This is a genomic window from Rhizobium sp. NPDC090279 (genome assembly GCF_044769665.1).
GTDB lineage: Bacteria > Pseudomonadota > Alphaproteobacteria > Rhizobiales > Rhizobiaceae > Rhizobium.
This window is the reverse complement of the sequence record NZ_JBIVYI010000003.1, coordinates 415448-427934: the sequence shown is the minus strand read 5'-3', so window position 1 is coordinate 427934 and position 12487 is coordinate 415448. Positions and strand designations below refer to the sequence as shown.

Here is a 12487-nt window from a genome sequence, read left to right as displayed (position 1 = left end):
TCGGCGGCGGCTATTGCAGAAATGCCACGCCGGGACAGCAAGTTGGGGAAAACCTCGAAATCGATTCCTCAAGATTCCCGCGACTCTTGTCACGGAGTCAGCCTCACACTAGGTTAAAAAGCAATTGCTAGACTGCATGCGGCGGAACTAGTCACCACAATTTTAGAGCGTTTCGCGCCTCGACCCCATACGAGGCAATGGTGAGGGATTCTGCCATCGGAAACGCGACAGCGGAGACAGGGCATGAATTGGACAGACGAACGCGTCGAGAAGCTGAAAAAGCTATGGTCCGAAGGGTTGAGCGCCAGCCAGATCGCTGCGCAGCTTGGTGGCGTGAGCCGTAACGCCGTCATCGGCAAGGTGCATCGCCTGAACCTTCCCGGCCGAGCGAAGGCGGGCGGCACGGCAACCGCAGCACGCACGCCGAAGCGCAGCGCCGCAGCTCCCCGCGCAGCGAGCTATGGAACGCGTGTTGCAACCCGCACCGTGGTCACCCGCCAGCAGGGCGCAACCATGCTGAGGGAAGAAGTCGAGATCGATGCCGTCAACGAGATCCAGTATCGCCCGGCCACCAATGTCGTCGTCCCGATCTCCCGGCGCCTCGGCCTGACGGAACTGACCGAGCGCACCTGCAAGTGGCCGGTCGGCGATCCCTTGAAGGACGATTTCCACTTCTGCGGCAACGAGAGCCCAGATGCATCGCCCTATTGCGGCTACCATCAGCGCCTGGCCTATCAGCCGGTGCATGAGCGGCGTCGGCCGGCGCAACCGCGCGGCTGAGATGCCCCATAATTGAGGTAAAGAAACGGGCCCTTTGGGGCCCGTTTTCTGTTTCCGCCGCTATGTTGAGTGCCTGATCGGGTATTCCCGCTCAGGCCTCCATGGAGTAGCCCGCGCCGCGAACGGTGCGGATGACATCCTGCATATTGGAGAAGTTGAGCGCCTTGCGCAGGCGGCCGACATGGACGTCGACAGTACGTTCGTCGACATAGATATCGTGTCCCCAAACGCCGTCGAGCAGCTGCGAACGCGAGAAGACACGGCCCGGCGAGGACATCAGGAATTCCAGCAGGCGGAATTCCGTCGGCCCCAACCGCACTTCGCGGCTCTTGCGGTGAACGCGATGGGTCTCGCGGTCGAGCTCGATATCGCCACAACGAAGCACCGTGGAGAGAACCTCCGGACGGGCGCGCCGCAGCATCGCCTTGACGCGAGCCATCAGCTCCGGCGTCGAGAACGGCTTGACGACGTAGTCGTCCGCGCCGGTGGAAAGACCACGCACGCGCTCGCTCTCCTCGCCGCGGGCCGTCAGCATGATGATCGGCAGCCGCTCCGTCTCCGGCCGCATACGCAGCCGGCGGCAGAGCTCGATGCCGGATACACCGGGGAGCATCCAGTCGAGGATCAGAAGGTCGGGGATGCGCTCCTGGAGACGCAGCTCGGCCTCATCGCCTCTGAGGATCGTATCGACCTCGAAGCCTTCGGCCTCGAGATTGTAGCGCAGCAGAACGCTGAGCGCTTCCTCGTCTTCTACAACAGCAACTCTCGGAACCATGCGCCTATGGTCTCCTTTCTTCGCTTCCAGATTATTCCGTCACTGCGCCGACGGTGTTGGCGGTATCGTCTTTCGGGCGCTCGCCTTCCGGCTGGGCACCGGTCGCCATGTAATAGATCGTCTCGGCGATGTTGGTGGCATGGTCGCCGATGCGCTCGATGTTCTTGGCGCAGAAGAGAAGATGCGTGCAGGTGGTGATGTTGCGCGGATCTTCCATCATGTAGGTCAGCATCTCGCGGAACAGCGAGGTGTACATCGCGTCGATTTCCTCGTCGCGTTCGCGGATCGACACGGCCTTGTCCGGCGAGCGGGTGGCGTAGACGTCGAGGACTTCTTTGAGCTGGCTCAGCGCCAGTTCGGACAGGTGTTCGATGCCGCGGGCGAGACGACGGGGAACACCGGTGCCCTGCACGGCGATGACGCGCTTGGCGGTGTTCTTGCCGAGATCGCCGACGCGCTCCAGATCGGAGGCGATGCGGATCGAGCCCATGATCTCGCGCAGGTCGGCCGCCATCGGCTGACGACGAGCGATGGTGACGATCGCCTTGTCGCCGACTTCGCGCTCGGCATGGTCGAGAACGACGTCGTCGGAGATGACCTTCTGGGCGAGGCCGGTATCGCTGTTGACCAGCGCGCGGACGCTGTCGCTGACCATCTGCTCGGCCAGACCGCCCATTTCAGCAATGCGGCGCGTCAGGAACTTCAGGTCTTCGTCATAGGCAGAGAGAATGTGAGTGGAGACCATTTTTCTATCCTCAAGGTAAACTGTGTGAAAGGAGCCGCGCGCCTGACATCATCAACCAAAACGGCCCATGATGTAATCCTGCGTGCGGAAATCGTCGGGATTGGTGAACATCTTATCGGTGTCGTTCTCCTCAACCAGATGGCCGAGATGGAACATTGCGGTGCGTTGCGAGACGCGGGCTGCCTGCTGCATGGAATGCGTCACGATGACGATCGTGAAATTTTCCCGCAGCTCATGGATAAGGTCTTCGACCTTGGCGGTTGCGATCGGATCGAGCGCCGAACAGGGCTCGTCCATCAGGATGACCTCGGGGCTGACGGCAACGGCGCGGGCGATGCACAGGCGCTGCTGCTGACCACCCGACAGGCTCGTGCCGGCATCGTGGAGGCGATCCCGGACTTCGCCCCAAAGGCCTGCCTTCTGCAGGCTGGTCTCGACGATATGATCGAGATCGGCCTTGGAGCGATGCAGGCCATGGATACGAGGCCCGTAGGCGACATTCTCGTAGATCGACTTCGGAAACGGATTGGGCTTCTGGAAGACCATGCCCACCCGAGCGCGCAATTCCACGACATCGATGCTGTTGTCGTAGACATCCCGATCGTCGAGCGTGATCTTGCCGGTAACCCGGCACGTCTCGATCGTATCGTTCATGCGGTTGAGGCAACGCAGGAAGGTAGACTTGCCGCAGCCGGACGGGCCGATGAGCGCCGTGACCGTGTTGGCGCGGATCTTCAGATTGACGTCGAAGAGCGCGCGCTTGTCGCCGTAAAAGACCGAAACGTCCTGGCCGATCATCTTGTAGGGGATCGTCATCATCTTCTTGGTCAATGCTCTTTCGCTTGCGGCTTCCGTCATCATGTTCATTTGATGGCCCTCCCCTACCAGCGCCGTTCGAAGCGGCGGCGCAGCAGGATGGCGCCGATATTCATCGCGACGAGGAAGAAGAGCAGGACGATGATGGCCCCCGACGTCCTTTCGACGAAGGCACGCTCGGCTTCGCTCGCCCACATGTAGATCTGCACCGGCAGCGCGGTCGAAGGATCGAGCGGCGATGCTGGATAGTTGGCGACGAAGGCGACCATGCCGATCAAGAGCAGCGGCGCCGTCTCGCCGAGCGCATGAGCAAGGCCGAGGATCGTGCCCGTCAGGATGCCGGGCATGGCGAGCGGCAGCACATGATGGAAGACCATCTGCATGCGCGACGCGCCGAGCCCGAGGGCGGCACTGCGGATCGACGGCGGCACGGCCCGCAGCGCCGAGCGGGTGGCGATGATGATCATCGGCAGCGTCATCAGGCTGAGCACCAGCCCGCCGACCAGCGAGGCCGAGCGCGGCAGACCCATCATGTTGATGAAGACCGAGAGGCCCAGCAGGCCGTAGACGATCGAGGGCACCGCGGCGAGGTTGTTGATGTTGACCTCGATCAGATCCGTCAGCCGGTTCTTCGGCGCGAACTCCTCCAGATAGATCGACGCCGCAACGCCGACCGGCAAGGCGAGCACGAGCACGGTCAGCATCAGATAGAGCGAGCCGATCAACGCGACACCGAGACCGGCGGCTTCGGGCCGGCTCGAATTGCCCGACACGAAGAGGCCGCTGTTGAAGGCCTTGTACAGCGCGCCGCTATCGCCGAGCTGCTTCATCCAGGCGACCTGCCGGTCGGATACCTTGCGGTCCTTTTCGTCGACGGTCAGATCGATCTGCCCCTTGTTGGCGGAATCGATGTTGGCGCTGGCGAGAAAAGTGACGTTCTGCGTCGTCCCCATGATCGAAGGGTTGGCGACGACCCTGTCGCGCAACGCGACCCTTGCCCCCTCCGATACCATCGCCGTCGCCTCGCGAACGAGCGCTCGGTTGGCCGGATCGATACCGAGCACCTTCACCAGCGCGTCGCGCACCAGAAGCGGATAGTTGGCTGCTATCAGCACCTGCGGATCGCTTATGCGCTTGCCTGCGGGGTCAATCACCTTCTCGGTGAATTCGATCGGCAAGGTGATCGAGGTCTGAACGAAGGCGGTATAGCCCGTGCGGACCACGGTCGAGACCAGGATGGCGAGGAAGACGAGGCCGAAGATGACGGCGGTGATGCCATAGGCACGAAAGCGGCGCTCGGCGGCATAGCGCCTGGCGATGCCGATATCGCGGCGCGCAAGCGTGCCCGGCGTCAGGCCGCGCGGCGTGTTCGGCGCAGAGGACGATACGACGTCGCTCATTCGTACTGCTCCCTGTAGCGGCGGACGATGTAGAGCGCATAGACGTTGAGGCACAGCGTCAGGCAGAACAGCGTGATGCCGAGCGCGAAGGCGACGAGCGTCTGTGGCGAGGTGAATTCCAGATCGCCGGTCAACTGGTTGACGATCTTCACGGTGACTGTCGTCATCGGCTCGAAGGGATCGAACTGCATGCGCGCGGCGACGCCTGCCGCCAGCACCACGATCATCGTTTCGCCGATCGCCCGCGACGCGGTCATCAGAAGCGCGCCGACAATGCCTGGAAGGGCTGCCGGCAGCAGTACGCGCTTGACCGTTTCGGAACGCGTGGCGCCGAGGCCGAGCGAGCCGTCGCGAAGCGAGCGTGGCACGGCCATGATGATATCGTCCGACAGCGACGAAACGTAAGGGATGAGCATCACGCCCATGACGAAGCCGGCCGTCAAGACGCTCTGCGCCTCGATGAAGCTTCGATAGTTTCCGGTCATCAGGCCATCGATCTCGGCGGAGATATCGCGCAGGAAGGGGCCGACGGTGACGAGGGCGAAGAAGCCGTAGACGATCGTCGGAATGCCGGCCAGAACCTCCAGCATCGGCTTGGCGATGGAGCGCACGCGCGCCGAGGCATATTCGGCCATGTAGATCGCCGCGAACAGGCCGATGGGCACGGCAAAGAGCATGGCGACGAGACCGATATAGATGGTGCCCGCCAGCAGCGGGATCAGGCCGAAGGTGCCCGAGGTCTGCGAGCCGGCGCCGGCGAAGCGCGGGTCCCACACGGTTCCGAAGAAAAACTCGCTGGCAGGCACCATGCTGAAGAAGTGCGCCGCTTCCGACAGCATGGAAACGACGATTCCGACCGTCGTCAGCACGGCGATGGAGGAGGCGACGACCAGCGCGCCGAGAATGACCTGCTCGACGCGATTGCGGGCGCGAAAGCGCGGCGCGATGGCCCGCAGGCCGTAGGCGGCACACAGCAGCGATACGATGATAGCCGTCGCCGACATGACGATCCGGCTCACTTCGCGCATGCCGTTATACTTGTTAGCGGCATCGATCATATAGCCCGTGGGACGAACGGCGAGGGGGACGCCCTTCTGTGCCAAGAGCAATTGCAGATCGGCCTTGCCGCCATCGACATCGGCAAGCTCCTGGCTATCGAGCATGCGCATGCCGTGGGCGATGCTGCGCACCATGCCATAGCTGAGATTGAGTTCGGCCGGCGGCAGAGACTGAACCTCCTCCGGAAAGGATCTGGTCACCAGGCGATCGATGACGATGGGACTGACAATCAGCCAGGTGCAGACGAGCGCCAAAGCCGGAAGCACCGCCCAAATGGCGGCATAGGCGCCGTGATAGCCGAGCCGGGAATGCATGGAGGAAGACCTGCCGCCCGACAACGCAGCAGCCCTCACCCGCCCCAGCACGAAGGCGGAGGCGCCGAAGACCGACAAGCAGAGCAGCAGTAGCGATACACTCATTCCCATTCCCCGGCGAACGCCGGCGCAGCAGCAAGCCGCGCCGGTGTCCAATCCTTACGCACTCACATGATCTTCCCGTTCGCGAAGTCCTTGCGGATCTGGTCGCGCTCCGCATCCGGCGCCGGCACGAGGCCATATTCCGCCAGAGGGCTGTCCGGTCCGATCATCTGATCGCTGGTGAAGAAATCGACATATTCCTTGAGCCCGGGGATGACACCCAGATGGGCCTTCTTGACGTAGAAGAACAGCGGCCGCGAGACCGGATAGGTGCCATCGGCGATCGTCTGGCCCGAGGGCACGATGCCGCTGACGGTGGCAACCTTCAGCTTGTCGGCGTTGTTCTGGAAGAAATACAGGCCGAAAACACCGATGCCATGCTTGTTGGCATTGATGCGGGCCAGCGTCTCGGGATAATCGCCGTCGATATCGACAGCGACGCCATCCTTGCGCACGGCAACGCATTTCTTGGCTTGCTGAGCGGCATCGGAAACCGCGACCTTGATGACATCAGCCGCACCGGAGGCCTTGCAGCCGGCGGCAAGAACCTTCTCTTCGAAGACTTCGCGCGTGCCGTGCTTCTCGCCCGGAATATAGGCTGATATTTCGAAGTCCGGCAGCGACGGATTGATCTGCGACCACTTCTTGTAAGGGTTGGCAACCAGCTTGCCGTCGACGACCACTTCGGCGGCAAGCGCCTTGTAGAGATCGACCGGCTCGAACTTGATGTCCGGATTGCTCTTGTCGAAGGCGAAGACGATGCCGTCATAGCCGATCTTGATCTGCTGGATATCGGCAACGCCGGCGGCCTTGCAGGCTTCGACCTCATTGTCCTTGATCGGGCGCGAGGAATTTGCGACGTCGATGGAATCCGTTCCCACGCCCTTGCAGAATTCCTTCAGGCCGGCGCCTGAACCACCGGACTCGACCACTGGGGTCTTGAAATTGGTAAAGGTCTCGCCAAAGCTTTCGGCGACGATCTTCGCATATGGAAATACAGTCGATGAGCCGGCGATCTGAACTTGATCGCGGGCTGCGGCAGTCCCAGCAAAGGCGGCCGACGCAACCATTGCAAGAATGGATATTTTCAAAGCATTCATAACGAATCCCCCTAATGAGCTTTGAAGAGTGCTGCGGTGGACGCCACATCCACCTTTTCCAGCGGTCCATTCTTACTGACGAAAACACCGCCCTTTTATGTCAGCCGGGTGAAACAATTATGACAGATCATCTGTTTGATATTATTCGGGGAAATTGCTCGCCAAATGAGCGATTCACAGCGCCTCTCAGAAGCGAACCGTAAAGTCGGTTCCCTTTCCAACTTCCGACTTGACGATCAGCCTGGCACGGTGACGGGTGAGGATGTGCTTGACGATGGCAAGCCCGAGACCGGTTCCCTTCTTGGAACGGCTGTCCTCAACGTTAACGCGATAGAAGCGTTCGGTCAGGCGCGGCACATGTTCCGCGGGTATCCCCGGCCCCTTGTCGGAGACGACGACCTCGACGGCCTGGCTGGCATCGTTCAGCAGCGAAACATCGACCGACTTGCCTTCCTGGCCATATTTGCAGGCATTCTCGATCAGGTTCTCGAAGACCTGAACCAGCTCGTCGCGATCGCCCAGTACCTCGACCTTGCCAGCCGGCAGATGCAGGTTGATCGTCACGTCGAGATCTCCGGCGAGCGGCAGCAGGGAGTCGCGCACATGGCCGAGCAAGGGCACGAGATCCACCTTCTGATCCGGCGCGATATGCGATTTCAGCTCCAGGCGCGACAGCGACAGGAGATCGTCGACCAGCCTGCTCATGCGCGTCGTCTGGTCGAGCATGATGCCGAGGAAACGCTGCTGCGCCTTCGTATCGGATTTCGCAGGGCCCTGGATCGTCTCGATGAAACCGCGCAGCGATGCCAGCGGCGTGCGCAATTCGTGGCTGGCATTGGCGACGAAATCGGAGCGCATGCGGTCGATATGGCGCAGCTCCGAAATGTCGCGGAACGAGAGCAGGAAGAGGGCATCCTCCTGCTTGTCGATCTCAGGCAGTTCGATCGGGGCGATGCGCACGATATAGACCCGCTCCGAGGGCAGGCGCTCGGAATGCTCGATCTGGTTCGGCGTGTTGGTGGTGATGGTCTCGCGCACCATGTCGAGCAAGCCCGGCGAGCGCAGCTTCGAGGAAATATGTGCTCCGATCGGAAATGCGCCGAAGGCTTTTTCGACGGCGATGTTCTGCACCAACACCGACGCCTCGCGGTCGATGACCAGCACCGGCATGTCGAGTGCCGCCAATCCTGCAAAGGCGGTGCTTAGCAGGGCTTGCGGATCGGCCGGCGCCGGCTCGGCTTGCGGGGGAACGACCACCCGCTCCACCAGCGGCGGGCGAAGCAGCGTGACGATCATGACGATGGCCCAGATCCAGAAAACGGCGCCGGTGTTGATGCCTTCAACCAGCGCAAGCGCGGCGATCAGCGTCGCCAGAATCAGGACGGCGCTCTCCTGCCGCAACCGCACTGCCAACTTCCTGACAAATGACCATTCGTCTTCCAACTGCGCCCGTCCCTTCGCCTACCATCATGGAATGCTGGATTCCGCGTCTTATCCGTGATTCATGACAGAAGTATTCGGCTCTATCCACAGAAGCCCGTAACTGACAAGAATAAATGTAGCCGGCAAAAGAGGGTCGTAGCAAAGGGCTTGAAACCATTGAACAAAAGCTCCAATTTCCTCGATGAGCTTTTTTGCCGCGGCAAGCGGCAGGGTTAACGCAGCGTAAACAGCCGAGGAGCCGGTATATGGGAGAGCAAGCAGAAAGCCGCGCGGTGGAGCTCGATATCCACGGCGTCAAACATATATTCGATGTCGACGACCCCGTCCTGCCGAGCTGGATCGATGACGAGGCGCTGGCTTCGGGCGGCTACCCCTACAAGAAGAAGCTCAAGGAAGACGAGTATCTGGATGAGTTGAAAGCGCTGCAGATCGAGCTCATCAAGGTGCAGTTCTGGCTGCAGGCGAAGGGCAAACGGGTGATGGCGCTGTTCGAAGGGCGCGATGCCGCCGGCAAGGGGGGCTCGATCGCCGCGACATCAGCCCATATGAACCCTCGCCTGGCGCGCGTGGTGGCGCTGACGAAACCGACCGACCGCGAAGGCGGGCAATGGTATTTTCAACGCTATGTCGCCCGGTTTCCAACGGCGGGCGAATTCGTGCTGTTCGATCGTTCGTGGTACAACCGCGCCGGCGTCGAGCCGGTCATGGGTTTCTGCACGCCGAAGCAATATGAGCAATTTCTGAAGCAGGCGCCGCAGATGGAGAAGCTCATCGTCCAGGACGGCATCTATTTCTTCAAATTCTATCTCGATATCGGCCGGGAAATGCAGCTGAAGCGTTTCCACGACAGGCGCCACGATCCGCGCGCCGTCTGGAAGCTTTCCTCGATGGATATCGCCGCCCTGCCGAAATGGAAGGATTACAGCGAAAAGCGCGATCGCATGCTGAAGGACACGCATACCGACCATGCGCCCTGGACAGTCATCCGCGCCAACGACAAGCGGCGCGCGCGCCTGAACCTTGTCCGTCACATTCTGCTGACGCTCGACTATGACGGCAAGGACAAGAAGGCCATCGGCAAGATCGACGAGAAGATCCTCGGCATGGGATCGGATATTCTCAACTAACGGCTCACCGCCCGGGCCTATTGCCCGGGCAATACGCGGATGGCGTAGATGTTGACGCCACGGGCCTTGCCGTCGACATCGCTGTTGATGATCAGGCGGCCCGAGCCGGTCGGCGCCAGCGAGCGATCGAACTGGACCTGGAACAGCGCATCCGTCTTCTGGCGGCTGACGGTGAAACGATGACGCCCGCAGCGCCCGAGCGAGCCGAAATCGCATTCCACCGTGATCTGCGTCGGCGCGTCCGAGGTGGATTGCAACGTCAGCGCCATCGTCGAGGCCTTGCCTGCCATCTGCTGCAGCACGTTGACCGGCACCACGATCGAGCCGCTGCCGTCCGAACCGCTGCTGAGCGAGGTCAGCCGCACGGCCGGCCCCTCGTTCTCCGATACGTTTTCAGCCTTCGACTGCGGGCCGGTCGTGACCTTCGGCGCATCGGTGGGCTTCAATATCTCGAGCCACTCCGCCGAGAAGCTGTTCTGCGGATCGATGGTCGCAAGGCCCGGATTGACGGGACCGCTATTGTCGTCCTGATCCGAGGTATCGTCATCGCCGGCGTTGCCGCTGAAATCCTGCGAATCGACATGTGCCGGCGGGTTGGGCACGCTCGTATCCCTCTGGGAGGCCGACATCAGCACGCCCGAGGTCTTGATCCACCAGGCACCGACGCCGAGGAAGGCGAGCAGGATGCAGAAGACCAGCAGGCGCGAAAAGAACTTGCGGGGCTTGCGGCGCACGGCGGCGCGCTCGGGCTTGAAATTCATCGACCGTGCGGCCGGCGCGGCGGCGGTTGGTCTTACATCGCTGTCAGCACCGAGATGATCGGCGGGACCGGCGCGCATATCGCCGAAATCGTCCCGCCTTCCCACAGGCTCGACCGACATCGGTTCGACGGGTGCGGCGGCACTTGCCGACATCGGCGGGTCGCGCGTTTCCCCGCGCACGCTCATGACCGGCTCCGGCCGTTGCACGGGTTGCCCGACTTCGGGCCTAGGTGCGGACGGAGAAACATTGGGAGCACTGAGCTCCGGCGAAACCGGCATCGCCTGCGCGGCGTGCGCGCGCTCCTCGGCCTCGATCTCGCGGATCGTCGCCTCCAGCCGCTGACGCTGGGCCGCGACGACGTTGATATCGGTAATGTCCTGCTTGCGGAGGCCGGCTTCCAGCGCCTGGCGCGCCGACTGATAGATGCGAGCCCGGATTTCCGGATTGGCGCGCTCGGACCGCTCCAACGCGCTTCTGATAGCCGTTTCTAATCCGCTCACATCCGATCCTTTACTCTCACTCGCAACATACTCGCATCCTCTGCCCGGCAAGGCAGGCATGGTCTTTAGCATTCGTTAACCGGATTCGGTAACGCCCTGCCCGTCAATACGCAAGCCTCAGGCTGGAGCCGCAGGCACTCGAGCGGGGATAAATGCGAAAGACGACGCAAATGGGGAGGCATTCGGAGTGGGCGGCAGGCAATGGTGATCCACGCCTTTCCCTACTGCCTACCGCCTATTGCCGGCTGCCTATTTCTTTCGCCATCTTCCCCTCGTCCCGCACATCTGCTATCCATTTTGACGTTTTCGTAAACGTCAAAAGCGGATGATGTTCATGGCTCTTCCTCCCATCCTGACCGAGCGCCTGCGGTTGCCGGTCGTGGCCTCACCCCTCTTCATCATCTCGCATCCGGCACTGACGCTGGCGCAATGCAAGGCTGGCGTCGTCGGCTCGTTTCCGGCGCTGAACGCCCGCCCGGAAAGCCAGCTCGACGAATGGCTCGCCATGATCACCGAGGATCTTGCCGCATACAATGCAGCAAATCCGCATCGTCCGGCAGCTCCATTTGCGGTCAACCAGATCGTCCATATGTCGAACAAGCGCCTCGAACACGATCTGATGCTGTGCGTGAAGTACAAGGTGCCGATCGTCATTTCCTCGCTCGGCGCCGTGCCCGAAGTGAATGCCGCCGTGCATTCCTATGGCGGCATCGTGCTGCACGACATCATCAACAACCGTCACGCCAATTCCGCAATCCGCAAGGGTGCGGACGGGCTGATTGCGGTGGCTGCAGGTGCCGGCGGCCATGCCGGCCAGCTTTCGCCCTTCGCGCTCGTGCAGGAGATCCGCGAATGGTTCGACGGGCCGCTGCTGCTTGCCGGCGCCATCGCCACCGGCGGCGCCATACTGGCCGCTCAGGCGGCCGGCGCTGATCTTGCCTATATCGGCTCGCCCTTCATCGCGACAGAAGAGGCGCGCGCTGCCGATGCCTACAAGCAGGCGATCGTCGAGGGCACTGCCGCCGATATCGTCTATTCCAATTATTTCACCGGCGTGCTTGGCAATTATCTGAAGCCCTCGATCCGCGCCGCCGGCCTCGACCCGGACAACCTGCCTGAGGCCGATCCTTCCAAGATGGACTTCGAGGCCGCCACGACCGGTGCAAAGGCCTGGAAGGATATCTGGGGCTCCGGCCAGGGCATCGGCGCCGTCAAGTCCATCCAGCCCGTTGCCGCCCTCGTCGACCGGCTGGAAGCCGAATACCGGCAGGCGCGCACCCGGCTGACGCTTTAACCGGCGGCGAAAGGCGGTCGTTTTTTCACAGGCATCTCGCTTTTTTGCCAATTGGCAATTTGAGCGCTTGAAATCTGATCGCATAGACTGTATCAGCGCCATGCAAATCGCGGGGCCGAACCGAACGCTCCGCGCAATGCCGCTTTAGCTCAGGTGGTAGAGCACATCATTCGTAATGATGGGGTCGCAGGTTCGAGTCCTGCAAGCGGCACCACTCTTCCAAAGCAAGTCTCTGAAAAACAAATGGCATCGGCTCTGCGTCGAGCTTGT

General features: G+C 61.7%; 11 protein-coding genes and 1 tRNA gene. 4 read left to right on the top strand and 8 right to left on the bottom strand.

Features of this window, described 5'->3' with window-relative positions; translation table 11 throughout:
- Positions 1 to 243: 243 nt before the first annotated feature.
- Complete coding sequence (locus ACIQWP_RS10095) at positions 244 to 780, top strand: GcrA family cell cycle regulator (RefSeq protein WP_402785725.1); 537 nt, start codon at positions 244 to 246, stop codon at positions 778 to 780.
- Between the two features lie 91 nt (positions 781 to 871).
- Here the strand turns inward: ACIQWP_RS10095 and phoB are convergent, their stop codons facing one another.
- The 7 genes from phoB to phoR all read right to left on the bottom strand — a co-directional run bounded on the left by phoB (position 872) and on the right by phoR (position 8504).
- The gene (gene phoB, locus ACIQWP_RS10090) at positions 872 to 1555 is read right to left on the bottom strand and encodes a phosphate regulon transcriptional regulator PhoB (RefSeq protein ID WP_004128368.1); all 684 of its coding nucleotides are present in this window, start codon (positions 1553 to 1555) and stop codon (positions 872 to 874) included.
- Positions 1556 to 1586: 31 nt separating this feature from the next.
- Positions 1587 to 2300, bottom strand: coding sequence for a phosphate signaling complex protein PhoU (gene phoU, locus ACIQWP_RS10085; RefSeq protein WP_402785721.1), 714 nt, complete (start codon positions 2298 to 2300; stop codon positions 1587 to 1589).
- Between the two features lie 51 nt (positions 2301 to 2351).
- Positions 2352 to 3167: a phosphate ABC transporter ATP-binding protein PstB gene (pstB, locus tag ACIQWP_RS10080; RefSeq protein ID WP_402785718.1), complete on the bottom strand. Its 816-nt coding sequence runs from the start codon at positions 3165 to 3167 to the stop codon at positions 2352 to 2354.
- Between the two features lie 14 nt (positions 3168 to 3181).
- Positions 3182 to 4516, bottom strand: a complete 1335-nt coding sequence (gene pstA, locus ACIQWP_RS10075; protein ID WP_402785715.1) for a phosphate ABC transporter permease PstA — start codon at positions 4514 to 4516, stop codon at positions 3182 to 3184.
- Entirely contained in the window at positions 4513 to 5994 is a 1482-nt protein-coding gene (gene pstC / locus ACIQWP_RS10070; RefSeq protein ID WP_402785712.1) for a phosphate ABC transporter permease subunit PstC, read from the bottom strand. The genes pstA and pstC overlap by 4 nt, the downstream gene beginning before the upstream one ends.
- 62 nt (positions 5995 to 6056) lie before the next feature.
- Positions 6057 to 7091, bottom strand: coding sequence for a substrate-binding domain-containing protein (locus ACIQWP_RS10065; protein ID WP_402785709.1), 1035 nt, complete (start codon positions 7089 to 7091; stop codon positions 6057 to 6059).
- A 186-nt stretch (positions 7092 to 7277) separates the two neighbouring features.
- Positions 7278 to 8504, bottom strand: a complete 1227-nt coding sequence (gene phoR / locus ACIQWP_RS10060; protein WP_402785706.1) for a phosphate regulon sensor histidine kinase PhoR — start codon at positions 8502 to 8504, stop codon at positions 7278 to 7280.
- Positions 8505 to 8779: 275 nt separating this feature from the next.
- Between phoR and ppk2 the strand changes: the two genes are divergently transcribed.
- The gene (ppk2, locus tag ACIQWP_RS10055; protein WP_402785703.1) at positions 8780 to 9661 is read left to right on the top strand and encodes a polyphosphate kinase 2; all 882 of its coding nucleotides are present in this window, start codon (positions 8780 to 8782) and stop codon (positions 9659 to 9661) included.
- A gap of 17 nt (positions 9662 to 9678) precedes the next feature.
- Here the strand turns inward: ppk2 and ACIQWP_RS10050 are convergent, their stop codons facing one another.
- Positions 9679 to 10923 (bottom strand): hypothetical protein, encoded by a 1245-nt coding sequence (locus tag ACIQWP_RS10050; protein ID WP_402785700.1) that lies wholly within the window; start codon positions 10921 to 10923, stop codon positions 9679 to 9681.
- A gap of 334 nt (positions 10924 to 11257) precedes the next feature.
- On the opposite strand from ACIQWP_RS10050, the gene ACIQWP_RS10045 reads away from it, so the two are divergent.
- Positions 11258 to 12217: an NAD(P)H-dependent flavin oxidoreductase gene (locus ACIQWP_RS10045; RefSeq protein WP_402785697.1), complete on the top strand. Its 960-nt coding sequence runs from the start codon at positions 11258 to 11260 to the stop codon at positions 12215 to 12217.
- A gap of 138 nt (positions 12218 to 12355) precedes the next feature.
- A tRNA-Thr gene (locus ACIQWP_RS10040) sits at positions 12356 to 12431 on the top strand.
- Positions 12432 to 12487: the final 56 nt, after the last annotated feature.

Excerpts from the sequence above, each read along its gene's own strand:
- ppk2 (WP_402785703.1), top strand. The coding sequence starts at position 8,780 with ATGGGAGAGCAAGCAGAAAGCCGCGCGGTGGAGCTCGATATCCACGGC.
- ACIQWP_RS10095 (WP_402785725.1), top strand. The coding sequence starts at position 244 with ATGAATTGGACAGACGAACGCGTCGAGAAGCTGAAAAAGCTATGGTCC.
- pstA (WP_402785715.1), bottom strand. The coding sequence starts at position 4,516 with ATGAGCGACGTCGTATCGTCCTCTGCGCCGAACACGCCGCGCGGCCTG.
- ACIQWP_RS10065 (WP_402785709.1), bottom strand. The coding sequence starts at position 7,091 with ATGAATGCTTTGAAAATATCCATTCTTGCAATGGTTGCGTCGGCCGCC.
- phoU (WP_402785721.1), bottom strand. The coding sequence starts at position 2,300 with ATGGTCTCCACTCACATTCTCTCTGCCTATGACGAAGACCTGAAGTTC.
- ACIQWP_RS10045 (WP_402785697.1), top strand. The coding sequence starts at position 11,258 with ATGGCTCTTCCTCCCATCCTGACCGAGCGCCTGCGGTTGCCGGTCGTG.
- pstB (WP_402785718.1), bottom strand. The coding sequence starts at position 3,167 with ATGAACATGATGACGGAAGCCGCAAGCGAAAGAGCATTGACCAAGAAG.
- pstC (WP_402785712.1), bottom strand. The coding sequence starts at position 5,994 with ATGAGTGTATCGCTACTGCTGCTCTGCTTGTCGGTCTTCGGCGCCTCC.
- phoB (WP_004128368.1), bottom strand. The coding sequence starts at position 1,555 with ATGGTTCCGAGAGTTGCTGTTGTAGAAGACGAGGAAGCGCTCAGCGTT.